Genomic DNA, 25221 nt, shown 5'->3' with positions numbered 1-25221 from the left:
TCCCGGAGTAGAAAATGAAAGTATTAGTGATTGGTAATGGCGGACGCGAGCACGCTCTGGCGTGGAAAGCGGCACAATCCCCGCTGGTGAAAACCGTCTTTGTGGCACCGGGCAACGCCGGTACGGCGCTGGAGCCTGCGCTGCAGAACGTGGCTATCGGCGTGACCGATATTCCAGCACTGCTGAGCTTTGCCCAGAACGAGAAAATCGATCTGACCATCGTCGGCCCGGAAGCGCCGCTGGTGATTGGCGTGGTGGATGCGTTCCGCGCGGCCGGCCTTAAAATCTTCGGGCCAACCGAAGGTGCAGCACAGCTCGAAGGCTCCAAAGCCTTCACCAAAGATTTCCTCGCGCGTCAAAACATCCCGACGGCGGAATATCAGAACTTCACGGAAGTTGAGCCAGCCCTGGCTTATCTGCGTGAAAAAGGCGCGCCGATTGTCATTAAGGCCGACGGCCTGGCTGCCGGTAAAGGCGTTATCGTGGCGATGACTCTCGAAGAAGCGGAGGCCGCGGTGCAGGACATGCTGGCAGGTAACGCATTCGGCGACGCAGGCCATCGCATCGTGATCGAAGAGTTCCTCGATGGTGAAGAGGCGAGCTTCATTGTAATGGTCGACGGCGAGCACGTTCTACCGATGGCTACCAGCCAGGATCATAAACGCGTAGGCAATGCGGATACCGGCCCGAACACCGGCGGTATGGGCGCTTACTCACCCGCTCCGGTCGTGACTGACGAAGTACATCAGCGCACGATGGATCGCATCATCTGGCCAACCGTAAAAGGTATGGCAGCCGAAGGGAACACTTACACTGGTTTCCTCTATGCGGGTCTGATGATCGATAAACAGGGTAACCCTAAGGTCATCGAGTTCAACTGCCGCTTTGGCGATCCAGAAACTCAGCCAATCATGCTGCGCATGAAATCCGATCTGGTCGATCTGTGCCTGGCAGCCTGTGAAGGTAAGCTGGATGAGAAAACTTCCGAGTGGGACAAACGTGCATCTCTGGGCGTGGTGATTGCCGCTGGCGGCTATCCAGGCAATTACAACACCGGAGATGAGATCCACGGTCTGCCGCTGGAAGAGCTCGAAGGCGGTAAAGTGTTCCATGCGGGTACGAAACTGTCTGACGACGATCGCGTACTGACCAACGGTGGCCGCGTGCTGTGTGCGACCGCATTGGGTCATAGCGTTGCAGAAGCACAGAAGCGCGCCTATGCGCTGATGGCGGATATTCACTGGAACGGTAGCTTTAGCCGTCAGGATATCGGCTATCGCGCGATTGCGCGTGAGCAAGGGGAGTAACGGAAGCGTCTGTTACACTCACCCAACTCCTCTCCCTCAAGGGAGAGGGGATTTACGTCAGAAACTTTTTTCTGTCGGCTGCCAGGTGCAGAAGTCTTCGTTCGCCACCAGCAGCAGTTGAGAACCTTCCGGTGCTTCAAGCCACGCCACACTCACCTCCATAGATGAATGACGCTGACGACGTTCAATATGTTCGGTTGCCCAGGATTCAAGCTCAGGCTTCACTGTCTGCCCTTCGCAAGTTGTTACCGTCCCATCGGCGTGCCAGCGCCCCTGGCGCAGTACAACGCGTCCCTGACGCAGCGCATCGCTGGTCTGGCGGATCTGTTCAGCACGATAACGATAGAGAGCAATTTGATCGCTGGAAAGCTGCTGTTTTTGACCACTCACTTCACGCTGCATAAAGCTCAGCTCGCCATGGTCATCAAAACGGACTTTCACATGTTCGGGGGTTTTACTGTAGACGTTCAGTTCGATCAGCGTGAGGTCATCGCCCTGCCAGCGATACTCCGCGGTCGAGGTATTGCCGTTATGCCACGGGCTAAAAGCAGAAAGCAGATGCACTTCCCCGCCGGAATCTTTGCGCCAGATCCTGACCGCCCCCTGGTTGTCAGCGTAGCCGCTGGCGGTAAACGGTGGCAGAGTGGAGTCATGGCTACAGGCTGACAGCAACAGCACGCCGGCCAGCGCGAGCGCACCACGCCAGACAGACAAAAGGGGCGTTACCGCCCCTTCGTTAAAACTGTTCACTGCCACGCGTCTTACTTAACAGCGTCTTTCAGAGCTTTACCAGAAACGAATGCTGGCACGTTAGCTGCGGCGATTTTGATTTCTTTACCGGTCTGCGGGTTGCGGCCAGTGCGCTCAGCACGGTGGTTCACTTTGAAGGTACCGAAACCAACCAGTTGTACAGCATCGCCTTCTTTCAGAGACTCAGTAATTGCAGCCAGGGTAGATTCCAGAGCAGCTTTAGCCTGCACTTTAGACAGATCAGCCTTGTCCGCAATTACATCAATCAGTTGAGTCTTGTTCATAAGTTATCCTTTCAATGTGTTTATCGCTTGCTAAGCATCGAGTGCGACGAAAATGCCAAAAAAGCACTCTCCTGCATACACGCACCGATAGCCACTTTTTTTCGCCCCCCAAATGTAGACCAGACAAGGGGCGAAAGGGAAGAGTCGAGGAGCGACAAAACGGGCGTTATCTCAAGTTTTATTGTCTCATTGGTTAAAAATTATACCAATATTGCTCTCACCGGCCTCACGTAAGTCCGCGCGCAGCCCTTTTATCAGCTCGATATCGCGTTCTTCACACTCTGCCAGCAGGCGGAAAATTTCCCACTGAATGTCCCATTCTTGTTCTACCGCCGGGTTCGCACGCAGCTCTTCGTCGGTCATTTCACGACCTTCCTGAGTCATTTCCAGCATCGCAACGGTCGTAATTGATGCCTTACTGACTTCGATAGCATGCTCCAGCGTTTCACCACTCAGGCGGGAGTGAATCAACTCGCTTAACGCCACACAGGCATCGATCGCCGGATAGACACCGTACAGGTCAAAATCATCCGCAACCGGAATCGCCTCTTCCAGCTTTTCGAGCTGAGAGTCGAAATTCACCTTCGCGTCTTTCACCGTCAGCGTTTCCCAGATCAGATCCAGAATTCGGCGATAAATATGACCATCACCAAAGCCCGTCTGCTTGCAGAACGCGGCATAGTTGGGATACATGCGCTCGCACAGGCAAGCCATAAAGGTGACGTGCTGCCAGCTTTCCAGCTTCTCAAGGCGCAGGTGAATCGGGTTTTGTAACATGATGATCTCTCGAATCGAAAATTAGGCGCAGTTTACCTGAATCATCGCTGAATTTCCTGCCAACGAACAAAAGCTGGGCGTGAAGAAGCCACCGCATCAGCCCAGCGCGTCGGCTCTGGTAACCGGTAACCCTTCACACAGCGCTGCACCCACCCCAGAGCGCTATCCATGCTCACCCGATGTCCGGTGGCAATAAACAGCGGGTTACAACGGGCTTTGCTGCGCCATACCCACGCCAGTTGTTCACCTTTATCAATGAGCGGCGCCAGCGCGCCAGGCTCGGCAGAAAGCGGTTCAAACGCGCCGCACAAGCGTTTCTTAGCAACGCCGATGGTGGGAACATCCACCAGCAGGCCAAAGTGGCTGGCCACGCCTAAACGGCGCGGATGCGAAATACCGTGCCCATCGACAAACAGCAGGTCAGGTTTTTGCGAGAGCTGTTCCCACGCTGCCAGAAGCGCGGGGTATTCGCGGAAGGAGAGAAAGCCCGGGATGTACGGCATAGTGGTGGCAATACGCGCCACTTTGTACTCCACCAGCTCAAGCGAGGGATATTTCAGTACCACCATCGCCGCTCGCGTCACGTCCCCACCCTGCTCAAACCCGACGTCAGCTCCACCGATAAACTGCGGGGGATCCTTATCCAGACGATCCTCGCGGATCACGGATGAAGCCAGTTCAATTTGTTGGGCGCGTAATGACGCGAGATCCATAGAGATTCCTTACTTGTGGTATTGCGCAGAGAGTCGGTGTACCGCCTCCACAAACGCGCCAGCGTGTTCTGGCGGCACGTCCTGATGAATACCATGCCCGAGGTTAAAGACGTGCCCTTCGCCCTGGCCGAAACCGGCGAGAATAGTTGCCACCTCTTCTTCAATGCGAGCCGGCTGTGCATAAAGCATGGACGGATCCATATTGCCCTGCAGCGCCACCTTGTCACCCACGCGACGGCGCGCATCGGCAATATCGGTTGTCCAGTCAAGACCCAGCGCATCACATCCCGTTGCAGCCATCGCCTCCAGCCACTGACCGCCGCCTTTGGTGAACAAGGTCACCGGCACGCGGCGACCTTCGTTTTCACGCAGCAGGCCATCAACGATCTTGTGCATGTAATAGAGCGAGAACTGCTGATAATCGCGCCCGGTAAGTACGCCGCCCCAGGTGTCGAAAATCATCACCGACTGTGCGCCCGCTTTAATCTGTGCGTTCAGGTAGAGAGTGACGCTTTTCGCCAGCTTGTCGAGCAGCGCATGCAACGCCAGCGGCTCCGCGTACATCATCTTTTTAATCACGGTGAAAGCCTTGCTGCTGCCACCTTCAACCATGTAAGTCGCCAGCGTCCACGGACTGCCGGAGAAACCGATCAGCGGTACTTCACCCTTCAGCTCGCGGCGAATGGTGCGCACAGCGTTCATGACATAGCCCAGTTCATCTTCAGGATCGGGAACAGGCAGCTTGTCGACGTCGACTTTGCTTTTGATTGGGGACGTGAAACGTGGACCTTCACCGGTTTCAAAATAGAGCCCAAGGCCCATCGCATCCGGGATGGTCAGAATATCCGAGAAGAGGATCGCAGCATCCAGCGGGAAGCGGCGCAGCGGCTGGAGCGTCACTTCACAGGCCAGCTCAGCGTTTTTGCACAGCGACATAAAATCGCCTGCCTGCGCGCGCGTGGCTTTGTACTCTGGCAGATAGCGTCCCGCCTGGCGCATCATCCACACCGGGGTGACATCAACGGGCTGGCGCAGCAGCGCACGCAGATAACGATCGTTCTTCAGTTCGGTCATTTTTGCAGTTCCTTAAGCGTCATGGCCTCAGTGTAACACTACTCATACTCAGCCCGACACATTGCCACGGTATCTTCTATCAGCCGACGCGCCACCGTACCTGGCGGCGGTAACAGAGGTAAATCGTCATACCGATACCAGTTTGCTTCCAGTAACTCTTTCTGGTCGATGACGATGTCCCCGCTATCGTATTCGGCCATAAATGCCGTCATCAGTGACTGCGGGAACGGCCATGGCTGAGAGGTAACATAGCGCAGGTTCTTCACTTTAATCCCGCTCTCCTCCATAACTTCACGCGCCACCGCCTGCTCCAGCGTTTCGCCCACTTCGACAAACCCGGCCAGCACAGTGTGAATGCCGTTACGGTGACGGGTATGCTGCGCCAGCAGGATGGAATCCTCGCGACGGATAGCGACGATAATGCACGGCGCGATCTGCGGATAGTAGCGTTCGCGGCAGTGACTGCAGAGCATCGCCCACTCGGTTTTGCTCGGGTGCATGGTATGCCCGCAGTAACCGCAGTATTTATGCGAACGATAAAACTCCGCCAGCTGTACACCACGGCCCGCCAGCTGGAACAGCCCCACATCCAGATCCAGCACCTGACGAACCGATCCCATGTCCTGACGTCGAGCCTGCTGGACCATCCACACGGGATCGCCCTGCCACTCACCGATCCTCAGTGCAGGTTGACCAACAAGATCGAATTTTTCCGCCGCACCATAGGGAATTTCCCCGACGGGGAGCCATAATTTTTGTTCGTGACTGACGATCCACCAACCAAGATCTGATTTTTCAATAATACGATCCATATCTATTGCACTACCTTCGCTTCACTGACATGTTGTTAGCATTGTGGTTACATTTTGGATAAGCAGATTCAATTCTAAACTTTGCGGAGTCGAACATGTTAAACCAGCTAGAAAGCCTGACTGAGCGCGTTAGAGGAAGTAACAAACTGGTGGATCGCTGGCTACATGTGCGCAAGCATCTACTCGTGGCTTATTACAATCTGGTCGGTATTAAGCCTGGCAAAGAATCGTTTATGCGTCTGAATGAAAAAGCGCTGGATGATTTTTGTCAGAGCCTGGTCGACTACCTGTCCGACGGCCATTTCAATATTTATGAACGCATTATCTGCGAAATGGAAGGGACTACGCCGTATTTAGCGGCCAGCAAACTCTATCCGCTGCTGGAAGCCAATACCCAGCAGATTATGGACTACTACGATTCCACGCTTGAGAATGCGATCGATCACGATAACTATCTTGAGTTTCAGCAGGCGCTTTCCGACCTTGGCGAAGCGCTGGAAGAGCGATTCACACTGGAAGATAAGCTGATCGCCCTCGTGCTGGATAGCAATCTCAGTGCCAGCAACGAAGATAACATCGCGCGCCCTGCTTGAGTTCTTAATCGTTAACGAGTAATTTACAAACATTCGCCCCTCTCACGAGGGGGATTTTTCTTGTCGGAGTGCCCAGCGTTTACAAAAACGCGGGCTGAGACCGTTAATTCGGGATCCGCGGAACCTGATCAGGCTAATACCTGCGAAGGGAACAAGAGTCACACTGCTGTTGTATCGCCTGCGGGCGATCTTCTCTTGCTTCATCCGTCGTCTGACAAGCCATGTCCTTCACTTTTGGAATGAGCTATGTCTACCACTACTAAACTGACCCGCCGCGAACAGCGCGCACACGCCCAACACTTCATTGATACCCTGGAAGGCACCGCTTTCCCGAACTCGAAACGCATCTACATCACCGGCTCTCAGGCGGATATCCGCGTGCCGATGCGTGAAATTCAGCTTAGCCCAACGCTTATCGGCGGCAGCAAAGATAACCCACAGTATGAAGACAACGAGGCTGTGCCGGTGTATGACACCTCCGGTCCCTACGGTGACCCTGAAATTGCCATCAACGTTCAGAAAGGCCTGGCTAAGCTGCGCCAACCGTGGATCGACGCCCGCCTGGACAGCGAGGAGCTAAACGAGCAAAGTTCTGCCTATACCAAAGAGCGCCTGGCCGACGACGGTCTGGACGAGCTGCGCTTCACCGGCCTGCTGACACCGAAACGCGCTAAAGCGGGCAAATGCGTGACCCAGTTGCACTACGCGCGTCAGGGGATCGTCACCCCCGAAATGGAGTTCATCGCCATCCGCGAAAACATGGGCCGTGAGCGCATCCGTAGCGAAATTCTGCGCCACCAGCATCCTGGAGAAGGTTTTGGCGCTCGCCTGCCGGAAAACATTACGCCGGAATTTGTGCGTGATGAAGTCGCCGCTGGCCGCGCGATTATCCCTGCCAACATCAACCACCCGGAATCTGAGCCAATGATTATTGGCCGTAATTTCCTGGTGAAGGTCAACGCTAACATCGGTAACTCGGCCGTTACTTCGTCTATCGAAGAAGAGGTGGAAAAACTGGTCTGGTCGACGCGCTGGGGTGCGGACACGGTGATGGACCTCTCCACTGGCCGTTATATTCACGAAACCCGCGAATGGATCCTGCGTAACAGCCCGGTACCAATCGGGACGGTGCCTGTGTATCAGGCGCTGGAGAAGGTCAACGGCATTGCCGAAGATCTTACCTGGGAGGCCTTCCGCGACACGTTACTGGAACAGGCTGAACAGGGCGTAGACTACTTCACTATTCACGCAGGTGTACTGCTGCGCTACGTGCCGATGACGGCGAAACGTCTGACCGGCATCGTCTCGCGCGGCGGTTCGATCATGGCGAAGTGGTGTCTGTCCCATCATCAGGAAAACTTCCTCTACGAACACTTCCGTGAGATTTGCGAAATCTGCGCCGCGTACGATGTCTCTCTGTCGCTGGGCGACGGTCTGCGTCCTGGTTCCATCCGCGATGCCAATGACGAAGCGCAGTTTGCCGAACTGCACACGCTGGGTGAACTCACCAAAATCGCCTGGGAATATGACGTACAGGTGATGATTGAAGGCCCGGGACATGTGCCAATGCAGATGATCCGTCGCAACATGACCGAAGAGCTGGAGCACTGCCACGAAGCGCCGTTCTACACCCTCGGGCCATTGACCACCGATATCGCGCCGGGCTATGACCATTTCACCTCCGGGATTGGTGCGGCAATGATTGGCTGGTTCGGCTGCGCCATGCTCTGCTACGTCACGCCGAAAGAGCACCTCGGCCTGCCAAACAAAGAAGATGTAAAACAGGGTCTGATCACCTACAAGATTGCCGCCCACGCAGCCGATCTGGCGAAAGGCCACCCGGGCGCGCAAATCCGGGATAACGCCATGTCGAAAGCACGCTTCGAATTCCGCTGGGAAGATCAGTTCAACCTGGCGCTCGACCCATTCACTGCTCGCGCCTATCACGACGAAACACTGCCGCAGGAATCAGGCAAAGTGGCACACTTCTGCTCCATGTGCGGGCCGAAATTCTGCTCGATGAAAATCAGCCAGGAGGTACGTGACTACGCTGCCGCACAAACCATTGAAGTGGGCATGGCGGATATGTCAGAAACCTTCCGCGCCAAAGGCGGTGAAATCTACCTCAAAAAAGAGGAGGCGTAATGTACCAGCCCGATTTTCCACCTGTGCCCTTTCGTTTAGGGCTCTATCCGGTGGTGGATAGCGTGGAATGGATAGAGCGCCTGCTTGCGACGGGCGTTCGCACAATCCAGCTACGCATTAAAGATAAACACGATGAAGAGGTAGAGACGGATGTGGTTTCTGCCATCGCGCTGGGGCGTCGCTATGACGCTCGCCTGTTTATCAACGACTACTGGCGACTGGCGATCAAACATCAGGCTTACGGCGTACATCTGGGTCAGGAAGACCTTGAGACAACCGACCTCAATGCGATCCGCGACGCAGGGCTGCGTCTGGGGGTATCAACGCATGACGATATGGAAATCGACGTCGCGCTGACCGCCCGCCCCTCTTACATCGCCCTCGGCCACGTCTTCCCGACGCAAACCAAGCAGATGCCCTCCGCACCGCAAGGTCTGGCGCAGCTGGCGAGTCACGTTGAACGCCTTGCCGATTATCCCACCGTTGCCATCGGCGGCATTAGCCTTGAACGTGCCCCGGCGGTGCTGGAGACCGGGGTCGGCAGCATTGCCGTCGTCAGCGCCATTACCCAGGCAGCAGACTGGCAGTCGGCTACCGAGAAGCTGTTACGGCTGGCAGGAGCAGGCGATGAATGATCGTGATTTTATGCGCTACAGCCGTCAGCTTCTGCTGGAGGATATAGCCATTGACGGACAGCAAAAGCTGCTCGCCAGCCGGGTTCTGATTGTGGGTCTGGGCGGGTTAGGAGCCCCTGCCGCGCTCTATCTGGCAGGGGCGGGCGTCGGCACGCTGGTACTGGCCGATGACGACGACGTTCACCTCAGCAACCTGCAACGGCAAATTCTCTTTACCACCGAGGATATTAACCAGCCTAAAGCGCAAATCACCCGCCAGCGGCTGAACCAGCTTAACCCGGATATCGAACTGATTGCCTTACAGCAACGGCTCAGCGGTGAAAGCCTGCAACGCGAAGTTGCCCTGGCCGACGTGGTGCTGGACTGCACCGACAATATGGCGACGCGTCAGGCGATCAACGCCGCCTGTGTGGCAAATAATACGCCGCTTATCACCGCCAGCGCGGTGGGTTTCGGCGGGCAGATGATGGTCCTGACTCCGCCGTGGTCGCAGGGCTGCTATCGCTGCCTGTGGCCGGATGATGCCGAGCCAACGCGCAACTGCCGGACGGCGGGCATTCTTGGTCCGGTGGTCGGCGTGATGGGCACAATGCAGGCGCTGGAAGCTATCAAGCTGCTTAGCGGCATGGAGACGGAACGCAATACGCTGCGCTTGTTTGATGCCCGCTCCAGCGGCTGGCGGCATCTGGCACTTCACCGTGCCAGCCACTGCCCGGTATGCGGAGGCCACGATGCGCATTCTGTTTAACGATGAGCCGATGAGCTGCGACGACGGGCTTACCGTTGCCGTTTTGCTCGATAAATTACGTCAGCTTAAACCAGGCACGGCGCTGGCGCTCAATCAACAGATCCTGCCGCGCGAGCAGTGGGAGCTTCAGCAGGTCAATGAGGGTGATCAGATCCTGCTGTTTCAGGTTATTGCAGGGGGCTAAGATGTTACGTATTGCCGATAAAGTCTTTGATTCACATCTGTTTACCGGAACCGGAAAGTTCGCCTCCCCACAGCTGATGGTGGATGCCATCCGGGAAAGCGGCAGCCAGCTGGTGACGCTGGCCATGAAGCGCGTAGACCTGCGTCACCACAGCGATGCCATTCTGGCGCCTTTACTGGAAGCAGGCGTTACGCTGCTGCCCAATACGTCCGGTGCGAAAACGGCAGAGGAGGCGATTTTTGCCGCACAACTGGCGCGAGAAGCGCTCGGCACCCGCTGGCTGAAGCTGGAAATTCACCCGGATGCCCGCTGGCTGCTGCCTGACCCTATCGAAACGCTGAAAGCAGCCGAAAAACTGGTTCAGCAGGGGTTTATCGTTCTGCCTTACTGCGGAGCCGACCCCGTACTATGCAAGCGTCTGGAAGAGGTCGGCTGTGCCGCCGTCATGCCGCTGGGCGCCCCCATCGGCTCCAATCAGGGGCTGGAAACCCGTGCGATGCTTGAAATCATTATTGAGCAGGCCACCGTGCCAGTCGTTGTGGATGCGGGCATTGGTGTGCCAAGCCATGCTGCGCAGGCGCTGGAGATGGGCGCAGACGCCGTGCTGGTGAACACGGCCATCGCGGTAGCTGATGACCCGGTCATGATGGCGCGTGCGTTCCGCATGGCTGTAGAGGCCGGCGTGCTGGCAAGGGAGTCCGGCCCCGGCTCACGCAGTTTTCAGGCTCAGGCCACCAGCCCGTTGACCGGTTTTCTGGAGGCAATCTCATGAGCACGTTTACCGAGCGCTGGCGGCAGCTTAACTGGGACGACATTGCCCTGCGCATCAACAGCAAGACGGCTGCTGACGTGGAGCGAGCATTGAACGCCCGTCACCTCACCCGCGAGGATTTGATGGCTCTGCTCTCCCCGGCAGCCAGCGCCTATCTTGAACCGATGGCACAGCGTGCTCAGAGGCTGACACGCCAGCGCTTTGGCAACACGGTGAGTTTTTACGTCCCGCTTTACCTCTCTAACCTGTGCGCCAATGACTGTACCTATTGCGGTTTCTCCATGAGTAACCGCATCAAGCGGAAAACGCTCGATGAGAGTGAAATTGCGCGTGAGTGTGCGGCCATTCGTGAAATGGGCTTTGAGCATCTTCTGCTGGTCACGGGTGAACATCAGGGGAAAGTGGGGATGGACTATTTTCGTCAGCACCTCCCCGCCATTCGTCGTCAGTTTGCCTCTTTGCAAATGGAAGTGCAGCCCCTGTCGCAAGAGGAATACGCGGAGTTAAAAACGCTCGGGCTGGACGGGGTCATGGTTTATCAGGAAACCTACCACGAGGCGACATATGCCCGGCACCACCTCAAGGGAAAGAAACAGGATTTCTTTTTCCGGCTGGAGACACCGGACAGACTGGGACGCGCCGGGATCGACAAAATCGGTCTGGGGGCGCTGATCGGGCTATCGGATAGCTGGCGGGTAGATTGCTACATGGTGGCAGAACATCTGCTATGGCTCCAGCAACGCTACTGGCAGAGCCGTTACTCTATCTCCTTCCCCCGGCTGCGGCCTTGCACGGGAGGGGTTGAACCGGCGTCTCTGATGGATGAGCGTCAACTGGTGCAAACCATCTGTGCGTTCCGCCTGCTTGCTCCGGAGGTTGAGTTGTCTCTCTCAACGCGCGAGTCCCCGGCGTTTCGCGATCGCGTGATCCCACTTGCGATCAACAACGTTAGCGCATTTTCCAAAACGCAGCCCGGCGGCTACGCCGACGACCATCCGGAACTGGAGCAGTTTGCGCCACATGACGGGCGACGTCCGGAAGCCGTCGCTGCCGCCCTGATTGAACAGGGTCTACAGCCTGTCTGGAAAGACTGGGACAGCTGGCTGGGAAGAGCCTCGCAATTGCGTTGAAACGCACTGCAACACGTTAAAAAATTGTCGAGACGCGACGAAAAGGCAAAACCGGATGATTGTCAGCAATCGTCCGGTTTTTTATTGTCTCAAGGCCAGCAACGGACGCTGGCCAGGGCGAAAAGCTTCTTCCTCGTTTCGCCCTGCCTCTGCCTGAATCCAGAATGTTCATAAGTAATTTCTTAGTGATTCTTAATATAAATCATCTCGTCTGAAACCGTACATCGTATAATTCACAGCCAATCGCAGGACAGCGACTATGCTGAGAGGATATCGGCAGACAAAAAGCATTCACCATCAGGATCGATGTACAACTCATGGCACTTCACAGCAAAAAACTCTCTTTCACCCGGCCAATTATGCTCAGCTTCGCGGGGATCCTGTGCAGTTTTGTGCTGATCGCGGTCGCGGTGACGCTTTCGCAACGAAAAGATTTTCTTGAGGATTATCACAAGATTAATAGCAATTTCACGCATAACCTGGCGGTGAATTACACCGAATCTATCCTGCGTGAAAATGACTATATCCTTGGCCGTTCCGCGATGTACTTCGCGCGCGACGACAGGCTAAACGAGACGCTAAACGTTAACCCGACGCAGGGGCTGCAGATGATGATGCATTTGCAGAACCTGATGCCGACCGTCTCATCCATTTCACTGGCAGACACGCAGGGGCATTATCTCCGCGCACCGGAAGTGCTCCCTACGGAGACGAGTAAAACCTTCGATCCCCGGACGCGACCGTGGTTTGTCGCCCAGGCGGAAGCCAGCATCTTCAGCCACTATACCCGCCCTTATATGGATTACTTTACGGGTCACCCCACGGTCACTCTTTATAAGCCCGTGATTTCACCAGAAGGCAGGCTGAAGGGAACGCTCGCTTTTCATCTCGATCTCACGTCAATGGGCTATACTCTGCGCCAGATGGTAGCACCCGTTCAGGGGGAGTTCTTCATCGTCGAACGCGACGGTGCTGTGGTGCTGCACCCAGATACCGGTGCACTCTTCAAGCAGTACGTGAGCGAAGCGCTGATGGACAAAATGACCAGCGGCGAAGGGTATCTTTACGACAAGAAAAGCAACGCCTGGTATTACTATTATTCGTTTACCAACCCGGACTGGTTTGTTATTTACCGGGTATCGGGTGCGACGCTCACTGATATTACTCGCCACGAAACGACGATTGTTGGCTGGGGGTTTGCCCTGGCGGCCATCATCATCATCCTCTTTGGTTTATACCTGCGCCATGCATCGCGTACCGTGCTGATGCACATTATCAATGCCATCAAAACCGGCGTCGTCAGCGAAGCGCCGCGTCTGGAAGCGATGCTGAGCCACACTATCCAGTCCAATAAAGAGCGTGAGATGGCGTATGTCCGCCAGGCAACGCACGATGCGCTGACGGGCTGCAAAAACCGCCGCGCGTTCGATAGCGATGTGGCGGAGCTTCTGGAAGCACACCAGCCTTTTGCAATGGCGCTGGTGGATATTGATAACTTCAAGTCGATTAACGATACGCTGGGCCACTTAACCGGTGACATCGTCCTGCGCAACGTGGCCCGCGAAGGGCTCCAGATAATGCAGCCACATCACGTCTCGGTTTACCGTTACGGAGGGGAAGAGTTCGCGGTAGTCTTCCAGGCTGAGCAGATTGCTTCTGCACTTTCATTACTTGAGGCGTGGCGTACCGCCGTTGAAAAACGCGCCTGGCGGGAAGAAAACCTGCGGGTAACGTTCAGTGGTGGTCTGGGAGAATGGCACCACGAACCGCTGGGACAATTTGTGGGTAGTGTTGATAACGCACTTTACAGCGCGAAGCAGCAGGGAAAAAATCGCATTATCCGCACGTCCATCAGCTAATCCTCACCTTTCAGCCTGCCCGTTCCGGCGGGTAAGCTGCTCACCAATGCAAAATTGTAACCGGTTTCAGAAAATCGTCGGTTTCTTTGTGATGCCTCACACACAATCACGGTAAAGCGGTTGTTGAAGCGTTCTGCACGGGATAATTATCAATAAACACATGTAGATCGAGGCTGATTATGAAGAACATCGTTTTATGCTGTGCAGCGGGAATGTCAACCAGCATGCTGGTTCAACGTATGAAAGATGCCGCACAGAAAAAAGGGGTTGAAGTCACCATTAAGGCCGTTCCGGTTGCGGAGTTTAAAGACAACATCGCGACGGCCGACATCGTATTACTGGGGCCACAGGTTAAATACGAGCAGGCTAAACTACAGGCACAGGCCGACCCACTGGGTAAAAAGGTCGCGGTGATCGACATGATGGATTACGGCATGATGAAAGGCGATGCCGTACTGGAAAAAGCGCTCAAACTGCTGGAGTCATAATGGAAGACTTAGAAACCACAATCATGGAACTGCTCGTCAACGCAGGTGCGGCACGCAGTGCTGCCCTTACGGCGTTGCAGATGGCACGTAAAGGTGACTTTGCCGAAGCCGAAAAGGCGATGGAAGAGTCGCGCGAATATGTGAAGCATGCGCACACGATTCAGACGCAGCTTATTGGTCTTGATGAAGGTACCGGGAAGCTGCCGGTTAACCTGATCACCGTCCATTCTCAGGATCACCTGATGAACGCGATGGTCATTCAGGACCTGGCGGGCGATATGATAGAGCTGTACCGTCGGCTACCGCTGATTAACTGAAAAAAGAGATAAAAAAACCCGCCGAAGCGGGTTTTTTATTAGCTGAATCAACGATTACTCGTTGTCGGAACCACCCAGACCTGCGTTCAGCAGTTCTGCCAGGCTCGCGGATGCATCTTCAGCAGTGACCTGCGGTGCAGCTGGCAGTTCACCCGCAGCACGACGACGCATACGATCCTGATGGTACGCATAGCCGGTACCAGCCGGGATCAGACGACCCACGATAACGTTCTCTTTCAGACCGCGCAGTTCATCACGTTTACCTGCAACAGCCGCTTCGGTCAGGACACGCGTAGTTTCCTGGAACGATGCTGCAGAGATGAAGGACTCGGTTGCCAGAGACGCTTTGGTGATACCCAGCAGATCGCGTGCGAAGGTCGCACCGATTTTGCCGTTCGCTTCCAGATCGCGGTTAGCGATCTTAACGCGAGAGTATTCAACCTGCTCGCCTTCCAGGAACTCAGAGCTACCTGCGTTTTCGATGGTTGCTTTACGCAGCATCTGACGAACGATAACTTCGATGTGTTTATCGTTAATCTTAACGCCCTGCAGACGGTATACGTCCTGTACTTCGTTAACGATGTAACGAGTAACAGCATGCACACCACGCAGACGCAGGATATCGTGCGGCGCTTCTGGACCGTCGGAAACCACGTCACCACGTTCTACACGTTCACCTTCGAACACGTTGAGCTGACGCCACTTAGGAATCATCTCTTCGTACGGCTCGCTGCCATCTACTGGAGTGATAACCAGACGGCGTTTACCTTTGGTCTCTTTACCGAAGGAAATGATACCGCTGATTTCAGCCAGGATTGCCGGCTCTTTCGGACGACGTGCTTCGAACAGGTCCGCAACGCGTGGCAGACCACCGGTGATGTCCTTAGTACCGCCGGATTCCTGAGGAATACGCGCCAAGGTGTCACCAGAGCTGATCTGTACGCCATCTTCCAGCTGTACAATCGCTTTACCTGGCAGGAAGTACTGCGCAGGCATATCGGTACCCGGGATCAGAACGTCGTTACCCTGAGCATCAACGATTTTCAGTGCAGGACGCAGATCTTTACCGCCAGTAGTACGCTCTGCGGAATCCAGAACCACCAGAGAAGACAGACCGGTCAGCTCGTCAGTCTGACGAGTAATGGTCTGGCCGTCGATCATGTCAGTGAAGCGGATGAAACCACTTACTTCGGTGATAACTGGCATGGTGTGTGGATCCCAGTTTGCAACGGTTTCACCGCCGGCAACCTGCTCACCATCACCTTTCGCCATAACCGCACCGTAAGGTACTTTATAGCTCTCTTTGGTACGACCGAATTCGTCGATCAGTTTCAGCTCGGTGTTACGAGAGGTCACAACCAGCTTGCCTGCGGAGTTAACAACAGACTTCGCGTTGCTGAGCTTGATGCTACCTTTGTTTTTCACCTGGATGCTGGATTCAGCAGCCGCACGAGATGCCGCACCACCGATGTGGAACGTACGCATCGTCAGCTGTGTACCCGGCTCACCGATGGACTGCGCCGCGATAACACCGATTGCTTCACCTTTGTTGATGATGTGGCCACGCGCCAGGTCACGACCATAGCAGTGCGCACATACACCAAAGTCGGTGTCACAGGATACAACGGAACGTACTTTCACTGAGTCAACAGAGTTTGCTTCCAGCAGGTCACACCACTGTTCGTGCAGCAGCGTATTGCGTGGAACCAGAATGTCTGCAGTACCCGGCTTCAGAATGTCTTCCGCGGTTACACGACCCAGTACGCGATCGCGCAGCGGCTCTTTAACATCACCACCCTCGATAACCGGGGTCATGGTGATACCTTCGAGGGTGCCACAATCGTCTTCGGTTACAACCAGATCCTGCGCAACGTCAACCAGACGACGCGTCAGATAACCGGAGTTCGCTGTTTTCAGTGCGGTATCCGCCAGACCTTTACGAGCACCGTGAGTAGAGATGAAGTACTGGAGTACGTTCAGACCTTCACGGAAGTTCGCGGTGATTGGCGTTTCGATGATGGAGCCATCTGGCTTCGCCATCAGACCACGCATACCTGCCAGCTGACGAATCTGTGCAGCAGAACCACGCGCACCGGAGTCGGCCATCATGTAGATGCTGTTGAAGGAAACCTGCTGTTCTTCAACGCCGTCACGGTTAATCACGGTTTCGGTCTGCAGGTTATCCATCATCGCCTTGGATACACGATCGTTCGCCGCAGCCCAGATATCGATAACTTTGTTATAGCGTTCGCCCGCGGTTACCAGACCAGACTGGAACTGCTCCTGGATCTCAGCAACTTCGGCTTCCGCTTCAGAGATGATCTCGTGTTTCTTCTCTGGGATGACCATGTCATCAATACCAACAGATGCACCTGAACGCGCTGCATAAGCAAAGCCGGTGTACATTGTCTGGTCAGCGAAGATTACGGTCGGCTTCAGACCCAGAATGCGGTAACAGGTGTTCAGCATTTTGGAGATCGCTTTCTTGCCCAGCGCCTGGTTGACGATGGAGAAAGGCAGACCCTTCGGTACGATCATCCACAGAATGGCACGGCCAACGGTCGTGTCTTTCAGGCTGGTTTTCGCAACGAACTCGCCGTTTTCATCTTTTTCGTATTCGGTGATACGCACTTTAACGCGCGCATGCAGAGAGGCCAGGCCAGCGCGATAAATACGCTCAGCTTCTTTCGGGCCAGTCAGTACCATGCCTTCGCCTTTGGCGTTAACACAGTCACGGGTCATGTAGTACAGACCCAATACAACGTCCTGAGAAGGAACGATAATAGGTTCACCGTTCGCTGGAGACAGGATGTTGTTGGTAGACATCATCAGCGCACGCGCTTCCAGCTGGGCTTCCAGCGTCAACGGTACGTGAACAGCCATCTGGTCACCATCGAAGTCGGCGTTATATGCCGCACAAACCAGCGGGTGCAGCTGGATAGCTTTACCTTCGATCAGGACTGGCTCAAATGCCTGGATACCCAGACGGTGCAGGGTTGGTGCACGGTTCAGCAGTACCGGGTGTTCGCGGATAACTTCGTCCAGGATATCCCAAACGACAGCTTCTTCACGCTCAACCATTTTCTTAGCGGCTTTGATGGTGGTGGCCAGGCCACGCAGCTCCAGCTTGCCGTAGATGAACGGTTTGAACAGCTCCAGCGCCATTTTCTTAGGCAGACCGCACTGATGCAGACGCAGGTATGGACCTACGGTGATTACAGAACGACCGGAGTAGTCAACACGCTTACCGAGCAGGTTCTGACGGAAACGACCCTGCTTACCTTTGATCATGTCGGCCAAAGATTTCAGAGGACGTTTGTTAGAACCGGTGATCGCACGACCGCGACGACCGTTATCCAGCAGGGCATCTACTGCTTCCTGCAGCATACGTTTTTCGTTGCGTACGATGATATCCGGCGCAGCCAGATCCAGCAGACGTTTCAGACGGTTGTTACGGTTAATGACGCGACGATATAGATCGTTCAGGTCAGAAGTCGCGAAACGGCCACCATCCAGCGGAACCAATGGACGCAGATCTGGCGGCAGAACCGGCAGAACGGTCAGGATCATCCACTCTGGTTTGTTACCAGACTGAACGAACGCTTCCAGCAGTTTGATACGCTTGGTCAGCTTTTTACGCTTGGTTTCGGAGTTGGTTTCGTTCAGCTCTTCACGCAGCTGCTCGCACTCTTGCTCCAGATCCATGCTCTTCAGCAGGGCCTGAATAGCTTCCGCACCCATCTTCGCGTCGAATTCGTCACCGAATTCTTCCAGCGCGTCCAGATACTGCTCTTCAGTCAGGATCTGGTGACGTTCCAGATTCGTCATCCCGCCTTCGATAACCACATAAGATTCGAAGTACAGAACACGTTCGATATCGCGCAGCGGCATATCCAGCAGCAGACCGATACGGGACGGCAGAGATTTCAGGAACCAGATGTGAGCGGTTGGAGATGCCAGCTCAATGTGGCCCATGCGCTCACGGCGCACTTTGGTCTGGGTCACTTCAACGCCGCACTTCTCACAGATCACACCACGGTGTTTCAGGCGCTTGTACTTACCGCACAGGCACTCGTAATCTTTTACTGGCCCGAAAATACGCGCACAGAAAAGGCCGTCACGCTCAGGTTTGAACGTACGGTAGTTGATGGTTTCCGGCTTTTTAACTTCACCGAACGACCATGAACGGATCATGTCTGGCGAAGCCAGAGCAATTTTGATCGCATCAAACTCTTCGGTTTTAGTCTGCGCTTTCAGAAACTTTAATAAATCTTTCACGGATTTGCTCCCGTCGGAGTTAGCACAATCTGGTGCCGGGGGTTAACCCGGCACCAGTGACCTGTTTGAGCGAGAATTACTCGTCTTCCAGTTCGATGTTGATACCCAGCGAACGAATCTCTTTCAACAGTACGTTGAAGGATTCTGGCATGCCCGGTTCCATCTGATGGTTGCCGTCCACGATGTTTTTATACATCTTGGTACGACCGTTCACGTCATCAGACTTAACGGTGAGCATTTCCTGCAGGGTGTATGCCGCGCCGTATGCTTCCAGCGCCCACACTTCCATCTCCCCGAAGCGCTGACCACCGAACTGTGCCTTACCACCCAGCGGCTGCTGAGTAACCAGGCTGTAAGAACCGGTAGAACGAGCGTGCATTTTGTCGTCGACCAGGTGGTTCAGTTTCAGCATGTACATGTAACCTACGGTTACCGGACGCTCGAACTGTTCACCGGTACGGCCGTCAAACAGCGTAATCTGACCAGACGTTGGCAGACCACCCAGTTGCAGCAGCTCTTTAATTTCAGCTTCTTTTGCACCGTCGAATACCGGCGTTGCAATTGGCATACCTTTGCGCAGGTTCTCTGCCAGACGCAGCACTTCTTCATCGCTGAAGGTGTTCAGGTCGACTTTCTGACGCACATCGGTACCCAGATCGTAGGCACGCTGGATGAACTCGCGCAGTTTCGCGACTTCCTGCTGCTGTTTCAGCATGGCGTTAATCTTGTCGCCAATACCTTTTGCAGCCATACCCAGGTGGGTTTCCAGAATCTGACCGATGTTCATACGAGACGGTACGCCCAGTGGGTTCAGTACGATATCTACCGGCGTACCGTTAGCATCGTGCGGCATATCTTCGATCGGGTTGATCTTAGAGATAACACCCTTGTTACCGTGACGACCTGCCATCTTATCACCAGGCTGGATCTGACGTTTAACAGCCAGATATACCTTAACAATCTTCAGCACGCCTGGTGCCAGATCGTCGCCCTGAGTGATTTTACGGCGTTTCGCTTCGAGTTTTTTCTCGAACTCGTGTTTCAGTTCGTCATACTGCTCAGCCAGTTGTTCCAGCTGATTTTGTTTCTCTTCGTCGGTCAGGCCCAGTTCCAGCCAGCGATCGCGTGGCAGTTTGTCGAGCTTCTCAGCTTCAACGCCACCGGCAACCAGCACCGCATAAATACGGCTGAACAGACCTGCTTCGAGGATCTGCAGTTCTTCAGACAGGTCTTTCTTAGCCTGTTTGAGCTGCATCTCTTCGATTTCCAGCGCACGCTTATCTTTTTCAACGCCATCACGAGTGAAGACCTGAACGTCGATAACCGTACCGGAAACACCGTTTGGTACGCGCAGAGAAGAGTCTTTAACGTCAGACGCTTTCTCACCGAAGATTGCACGCAGCAGTTTCTCTTCTGGCGTCAGCTGGGTTTCACCTTTCGGCGTTACCTTACCAACCAGAATGTCGCCGCCGGTCACTTCCGCACCGATGTAAACAATACCGGATTCATCCAGTTTAGAGAGCGCAGCTTCACCCACGTTAGGGATGTCAGCGGTGATCTCTTCTGGCCCCAGCTTGGTGTCACGGGACACACATGCCAGTTCCTGAATGTGGATGGTGGTGAAACGATCTTCCTGAACCACACGCTCGGAGACGAGGATGGAGTCTTCGAAGTTGTAACCGTTCCACGGCATGAACGCTACGCGCATGTTCTGACCGAGCGCCAGTTCACCGAGGTCGGTGGACGGACCGTCTGCCAGCACGTCGCCGCGCTCAACTGGCTCACCCAGAGATACGCAAGGCATCTGGTTGATACAGGTGTTCTGGTTAGAACGGGTGTATTTGGTCAGGTTATAAATGTCGATACCTGCTTCACCCGGGTACATCTCGTCTTCGTTAACTTTGATAACGATACGAGAGGCATCCACGTACTGAACAGTACCGCCACGTTTAGCAACTGCAGTAACACCGGAGTCAACGGCAACAGCACGTTCCATACCGGTACCAACCAGCGGCTTATCAGCGCGCAGAGTCGGAACGGCCTGACGTTGCATGTTCGCACCCATCAATGCACGGTTGGCGTCATCGTGTTCCAGGAACGGGATCAGGGACGCACCGACGGATACCACCTGTTGGGTGGATACGTCCATGTAGTCAACCTGGTCGCGGCTGAACAAGCTGGATTCGCCTTTGCTACGGCAGGTAACCAGATCTTCTACAAAGTGGCCTTCGTCATCCAGGTTGGAGTTCGCCTGAGCGATAACGTAGTTACCTTCTTCGATAGCAGACAGGTAATGAATCTCGTCGGTTACAACACCGTCGGTCACTTTACGATACGGGGTCTCGAGGAAACCGTATTCGTTTGTCTGTGCGTACACGGACAGGGAGTTGATCAGACCGATGTTTGGACCTTCAGGCGTTTCGATTGGACATACGCGACCATAGTGAGTCGGGTGTACGTCTCGAACTTCGAAGCCTGCGCGTTCACGGGTCAGACCGCCTGGGCCGAGTGCAGAGATACGACGCTTGTGCGTGATCTCAGACAGCGGGTTGTTCTGGTCCATGAACTGAGACAGCTGGCTGGAACCGAAGAACTCTTTCACTGCTGCAGAGATCGGCTTGGCGTTGATCATATCCTGAGGCATCAGGGTATCCAGATCGCCCAGAGACAGACGCTCTTTCACCGCACGCTCTACACGTACCAGGCCAACGCGGAACTGGTTTTCCGCCATTTCGCCAACGGAACGGATACGACGGTTGCCGAGGTGGTCGATATCATCCACTTCGCCTTTACCGTTACGGATATCGATGAGCTTCTTCATCACTTCGATGATGTCGTCTTTGCTCAGGATACCGGAACCTTCGATCTCATCACGCAGCAGAGAACGGTTGAACTTCATACGACCAACCGCGGACAGATCGTAGCGGTCTTCGGAGAAGAACAGGTTCTCGAACAGGCTTTCAGCCGCTTCGCGAGTTGGTGGCTCACCAGGACGCATCATGCGGTAGATTTCAACCAGCGCACTCAGACGATCGGTCGTTGGGTCGACGCGGATAGTCTCAGAGATGTATGGACCATGGTCCAGATCGTTGGTGAACAGCGTTTCGATACGTTTGTGGCCAGACTGGCTCAGCTTAGCCAGCAGATCCAGGCTCAGCTCCATGTTCGCCGGGCAGATCAGCTCGCCAGTTGATTCATCAACGTAATCTTTCGCGGCTACTTTTCCTGCAATGTATTCAACTGGAACTTCGATGTGTTTGATATCATCTTTTTCCAGCTGGCGGATGTGGCGCGCGGTGATACGGCGACCTTTTTCCACATACACTTTGCCGTCGGCTTCGATGTCGAACGACGCGGTCTCACCACGCAGACGTTCCGGCACCAGCTCCATCTGCAGCTTGTTGTCGCGGATTTCAAAGATCACTTTCTCAAAGAACAGGTCCAGGATCTGCTCAGTGGTATATTGCAGCGCACGCAGAATGATGGTTGCAGGCAGTTTACGACGACGGTCGATACGGACAAACAGGTTGTCTTTTGGATCGAACTCGAAGTCCAGCCATGAACCACGGTAAGGAATGATGCGCGCGTTATACAGTACTTTACCGGAAGAGTGTGTTTTACCTTTATCGCTGTCGAAGAAGACGCCCGGGCTACGATGCAGCTGGGAAACGATAACACGCTCAGTACCGTTGATGACGAAAGTACCGTTGTCTGTCATGAGTGGAATTTCACCCATGTAGACTTCTTGTTCTTTAATGTCTTTTACGGTGCCTTCTGGCGCTTCGCGCTCATAGATCACCAGACGCAGTTTTACGCGCAGCGGTGCGGAATAGGTCACGCCACGGATCTGACATTCCTGAACGTCAAACACCGGCTCGCCAAGGCGATAGCTGACGTACTGCAGCTCGGAATTACCGCTGTAGCTCTGAATCGGGAACACGGAACGGAAGGCTGCTTCCAGACCGTACTGCCCTTCAGGATCTTGCTCGATAAACTTCTGGAACGAGTCAAGCTGGATAGAAAGGAGATATGGAATGTCCAGAACTTGTGGACGTTTACCAAAATCCTTACGAATACGTTTTTTCTCGGTATAGGAGTAAACCATAGGGTTCCTCAGCTCGCTGACAAGTCGACCCATCTGTCCGACGAAGGGACAGTTTGTGCAACACCATTTTGTGGACCGGAAAATCGAATACTTTCCGCAATACCTGTTGCTATCACGCTTAAACCATTTCGTTGCGATTTACACAGAGCGAGCACCCTGTCGCAATATATTAAGTCGTCGATAGAAACAAGCATTGTCAGGACAACCAGCAGTCAAACAGTGTGAAATGCTACTGATGCCTTACAGCGCAAAAAGGCTGGTGACTAAAAAGTCACCAGCCATCAGCCTAATTACTTAGGCTGCAACCAGAAAAGTTGGCTTATTTAACTTCAACTTCAGCGCCAGCTTCTTCCAGAGATTTTTTCAGTGCTTCTGCGTCGTCTTTGCTCACGCCTTCTTTCAGCGCAGCTGGAGCAGATTCTACCAGGTCTTTAGCTTCTTTCAGACCCAGGCCAGTTGCGCCACGTACTGCTTTGATAACAGCAACTTTGTTAGCGCCTGCAGCTTTCAGAATTACGTCGAATTCAGTTTTTTCTTCAGCAGCGTCAGCAGCTGGGCCAGCAGCAACAGCTACAGCGGCAGCAGCAGAAACACCGAATTTTTCTTCCATTGCAGAAATCAGTTCTACAACGTCCATTACGGACATAGCTGCAACTGCTTCAATGATTTGATCTTTAGTGATAGACATTTAAATTGTTCCTGAAAATCAGAATAAGTTTATACGTAAGCAAATGCTTTATAAAGACAACTGCAATTAAGCAGCTTCTTTCGCATCGCGAACAGCAGCCAGAGTGCGAACCAGTTTGCCAGCCGAAGCTTCTTTCATGGTTGCCATCAGGCGTGCAATTGCTTCTTCGTAGGTCGGCAGGGTTGCCAGGCGATCGATTTGCGATGCCGGGATCAACTCACCTTCAAAGGCTGCAGCTTTGACCTCAAATTTTGCATTCGCTTTCGCGAACTCTTTGAACAGACGAGCAGCAGCGCCCGGGTGTTCCATAGAGTATGCAATCAGGGTCGGACCAACAAACGTGTCTTTCAGGCACTCGAATGGAGTACCTTCAACTACGCGACGCAGCAGGGTGTTACGAACAACACGCATGTATACGCCAGCTTCACGACCTGCTTTACGCAGTTCAGTCATTTTGTCTACAGTAACGCCACGGGAATCCGCAACTACTGCAGACAGCGCGCCTTTGGCTACTTCGCTGACTTCAGCAACAATCGCTTGTTTGTCTTGAAGATTTAAAGCCATTAGCTTTGCTCCTGGATGTTTGCCGGAACTCATGTTCCGGAACTCACTTCACTCGACCCAACGGGAAGAGCGTCTAAATACGGTGAGCAGAAACAAGCCAGAGTATTCAAAAAATAATCTTAGCGTTCTGTCACCGTCTACGCAGGGGATTAAGTCTCTTACGAAACACCTGCGGTCTTCGACGGAGGCCTGGATAGGCCAGGCTCCAACGAACAAATCTTTTAGCCGCTAACTTTCGTTAGCAAACGTGGGGGTAAGATTGTAGACAAAATCACCGCCCACGTAAAGGCATTAGTTTGCAGCAGCGCTCAGGCCAGCCTGGTCAACTGCAACACCTGCACCCATGGTGGTGGAGATGCTAACTTTCTTGATGTACACGCCTTTCGCCTGAGTTGGTTTTGCTTTTTTCAGCGCAACCAGCAGAGCTTCCAGGTTTTCTTTCAGTTTGTCAGCGTCGAAGTCCACTTTACCGATGGTGGTGTGGATGATGCCGTTTTTGTCGTTACGATAACGAACCTGACCTGCTTTAGCGTTCTTAACCGCTTCAGCAACGTTAGGAGTAACGGTACCCACTTTCGGGTTTGGCATCAGGCCGCGTGGACCCAGAACCTGGCCCAACTGGCCAACAACGCGCATTGCATCTGGAGATGCGATAACAACGTCGAAGTTCATTTCGCCTTTCTTGATCTGGTCAGCCAGATCTTCCATACCTACCAGTTCAGCGCCAGCAGCTTTAGCAGCTTCTGCGTTTGCACCCTGAGTAAATACAGCTACGCGAACGGAACGGCCAGTACCGTGTGGCAGTACAGTTGCACCACGAACGTTCTGATCAGATTTACGAGCATCGATGCCCAGGTTAACAGCAACGTCAACGCTTTCAACGAACTTAGCGGTAGCCAGTTCTTTCAGCAGAGCGATAGCTTCGTTGATGTCGTACTGTTTGGTCGCATCAACTTTGTCACGGATCACGGACATGCGCTTGGTCAGTTTAGCCATTT

The 25221-nt window shown here is 54.1% G+C and carries 22 protein-coding genes and 1 riboswitch; of the genes, 11 read left to right on the top strand and 11 right to left on the bottom strand.

The genetic code is table 11. The features are described from left to right. Positions 1 to 14: 14 nt before the first annotated feature. Positions 15 to 1307, top strand: a complete 1293-nt coding sequence (gene purD, locus ACLHV8_RS01150) for a phosphoribosylamine--glycine ligase (protein WP_208595245.1) — start codon at positions 15 to 17, stop codon at positions 1305 to 1307. Positions 1308 to 1364: 57 nt separating this feature from the next. Here the strand turns inward: purD and ACLHV8_RS01145 are convergent, their stop codons facing one another. The 6 genes from ACLHV8_RS01145 to nudC form a co-directional block, all read right to left on the bottom strand. After that, positions 1365 to 2057, bottom strand: coding sequence for a DUF1481 domain-containing protein (locus ACLHV8_RS01145; protein ID WP_049007695.1), 693 nt, complete (start codon positions 2055 to 2057; stop codon positions 1365 to 1367). 11 nt (positions 2058 to 2068) lie between these two features. Beyond that, a complete protein-coding gene (gene hupA / locus ACLHV8_RS01140) occupies positions 2069 to 2341 on the bottom strand; it encodes a nucleoid-associated protein HU-alpha (RefSeq protein ID WP_002445246.1) in 273 nt (90 codons plus the stop codon). 186 nt (positions 2342 to 2527) lie between these two features. Continuing rightward, positions 2528 to 3118, bottom strand: coding sequence for a YjaG family protein (locus ACLHV8_RS01135; RefSeq protein WP_028018463.1), 591 nt, complete (start codon positions 3116 to 3118; stop codon positions 2528 to 2530). A 41-nt stretch (positions 3119 to 3159) separates the two neighbouring features. Further along, positions 3160 to 3831, bottom strand: a complete 672-nt coding sequence (nfi, locus tag ACLHV8_RS01130; RefSeq protein WP_049007696.1) for a deoxyribonuclease V — start codon at positions 3829 to 3831, stop codon at positions 3160 to 3162. 9 nt (positions 3832 to 3840) lie between these two features. Next, positions 3841 to 4905, bottom strand: a complete 1065-nt coding sequence (gene hemE / locus ACLHV8_RS01125) for a uroporphyrinogen decarboxylase (RefSeq protein ID WP_049007697.1) — start codon at positions 4903 to 4905, stop codon at positions 3841 to 3843. Between the two features lie 38 nt (positions 4906 to 4943). Further along, positions 4944 to 5717, bottom strand: a complete 774-nt coding sequence (gene nudC, locus ACLHV8_RS01120) for an NAD(+) diphosphatase (protein ID WP_028018466.1) — start codon at positions 5715 to 5717, stop codon at positions 4944 to 4946. A 95-nt stretch (positions 5718 to 5812) separates the two neighbouring features. On the opposite strand from nudC, the gene rsd reads away from it, so the two are divergent. The 10 genes from rsd (at position 5813) to ACLHV8_RS01070 (ending at position 14588) form a co-directional block, all read left to right on the top strand. Continuing rightward, positions 5813 to 6310 (top strand): sigma D regulator, encoded by a 498-nt coding sequence (gene rsd / locus ACLHV8_RS01115; RefSeq protein ID WP_208595244.1) that lies wholly within the window; start codon positions 5813 to 5815, stop codon positions 6308 to 6310. Positions 6311 to 6364: 54 nt separating this feature from the next. Beyond that, a riboswitch (TPP riboswitch) is annotated at positions 6365 to 6478 on the top strand. 78 nt (positions 6479 to 6556) lie between these two features. Then, on the top strand, positions 6557 to 8455 hold the full coding sequence (thiC, locus tag ACLHV8_RS01110) for a phosphomethylpyrimidine synthase ThiC (protein ID WP_049007698.1): 1899 nt from the start codon (positions 6557 to 6559) through the stop codon (positions 8453 to 8455). Then, entirely contained in the window at positions 8455 to 9090 is a 636-nt protein-coding gene (gene thiE, locus ACLHV8_RS01105) for a thiamine phosphate synthase (RefSeq protein ID WP_049007699.1), read from the top strand. Before thiC ends, thiE begins: the two co-directional genes overlap by 1 nt. Then, a complete protein-coding gene (thiF, locus tag ACLHV8_RS01100; RefSeq protein WP_049007700.1) occupies positions 9083 to 9838 on the top strand; it encodes a thiazole biosynthesis adenylyltransferase ThiF in 756 nt (251 codons plus the stop codon). Before thiE ends, thiF begins: the two co-directional genes overlap by 8 nt. Then, positions 9822 to 10022 carry a sulfur carrier protein ThiS gene (gene thiS / locus ACLHV8_RS01095; RefSeq protein ID WP_028018471.1) on the top strand — a complete coding sequence of 67 codons (201 nt, stop codon included), beginning with the start codon at positions 9822 to 9824 and terminating at the stop codon, positions 10020 to 10022. Before thiF ends, thiS begins: the two co-directional genes overlap by 17 nt. 1 nt (position 10023) lies before the next feature. Continuing rightward, positions 10024 to 10794, top strand: a complete 771-nt coding sequence (thiG, locus tag ACLHV8_RS01090; protein ID WP_208595243.1) for a thiazole synthase — start codon at positions 10024 to 10026, stop codon at positions 10792 to 10794. Continuing rightward, the gene (thiH, locus tag ACLHV8_RS01085) at positions 10791 to 11924 is read left to right on the top strand and encodes a 2-iminoacetate synthase ThiH (RefSeq protein WP_128348910.1); all 1134 of its coding nucleotides are present in this window, start codon (positions 10791 to 10793) and stop codon (positions 11922 to 11924) included. Before thiG ends, thiH begins: the two co-directional genes overlap by 4 nt. Before the next feature lie 317 nt (positions 11925 to 12241). Then, on the top strand, positions 12242 to 13783 hold the full coding sequence (locus ACLHV8_RS01080) for a diguanylate cyclase domain-containing protein (RefSeq protein ID WP_410376738.1): 1542 nt from the start codon (positions 12242 to 12244) through the stop codon (positions 13781 to 13783). A 179-nt stretch (positions 13784 to 13962) separates the two neighbouring features. Further along, entirely contained in the window at positions 13963 to 14271 is a 309-nt protein-coding gene (locus ACLHV8_RS01075; RefSeq protein ID WP_010425948.1) for a PTS sugar transporter subunit IIB, read from the top strand. After that, the gene (locus ACLHV8_RS01070) at positions 14271 to 14588 is read left to right on the top strand and encodes a PTS lactose/cellobiose transporter subunit IIA (RefSeq protein WP_028018475.1); all 318 of its coding nucleotides are present in this window, start codon (positions 14271 to 14273) and stop codon (positions 14586 to 14588) included. The genes ACLHV8_RS01075 and ACLHV8_RS01070 overlap by 1 nt, the downstream gene beginning before the upstream one ends. Before the next feature lie 54 nt (positions 14589 to 14642). On the opposite strand, the gene rpoC is transcribed toward ACLHV8_RS01070, so the two are convergent. The 5 genes from rpoC to rplA form a co-directional block, all read right to left on the bottom strand. Continuing rightward, positions 14643 to 18866 (bottom strand): DNA-directed RNA polymerase subunit beta', encoded by a 4224-nt coding sequence (rpoC, locus tag ACLHV8_RS01065; protein WP_028018476.1) that lies wholly within the window; start codon positions 18864 to 18866, stop codon positions 14643 to 14645. A 76-nt stretch (positions 18867 to 18942) separates the two neighbouring features. Beyond that, positions 18943 to 22971 carry a DNA-directed RNA polymerase subunit beta gene (gene rpoB, locus ACLHV8_RS01060; RefSeq protein WP_014882065.1) on the bottom strand — a complete coding sequence of 1343 codons (4029 nt, stop codon included), beginning with the start codon at positions 22969 to 22971 and terminating at the stop codon, positions 18943 to 18945. A gap of 319 nt (positions 22972 to 23290) precedes the next feature. After that, entirely contained in the window at positions 23291 to 23659 is a 369-nt protein-coding gene (gene rplL, locus ACLHV8_RS01055; RefSeq protein ID WP_014882064.1) for a 50S ribosomal protein L7/L12, read from the bottom strand. A gap of 66 nt (positions 23660 to 23725) precedes the next feature. Next, entirely contained in the window at positions 23726 to 24223 is a 498-nt protein-coding gene (gene rplJ / locus ACLHV8_RS01050; RefSeq protein ID WP_004097644.1) for a 50S ribosomal protein L10, read from the bottom strand. Positions 24224 to 24514: 291 nt separating this feature from the next. Beyond that, the gene (rplA, locus tag ACLHV8_RS01045) at positions 24515 to 25219 is read right to left on the bottom strand and encodes a 50S ribosomal protein L1 (protein ID WP_013095000.1); all 705 of its coding nucleotides are present in this window, start codon (positions 25217 to 25219) and stop codon (positions 24515 to 24517) included. Positions 25220 to 25221 lie beyond the last annotated feature (2 nt).

The sequence above is a fragment of the Enterobacter sp. CPE_E863 genome (assembly GCF_046521465.1).
Classification (GTDB): domain Bacteria; phylum Pseudomonadota; class Gammaproteobacteria; order Enterobacterales; family Enterobacteriaceae; genus Enterobacter; species Enterobacter adelaidei.
This window is presented reverse-complemented; position numbering and strand designations above follow the sequence as displayed.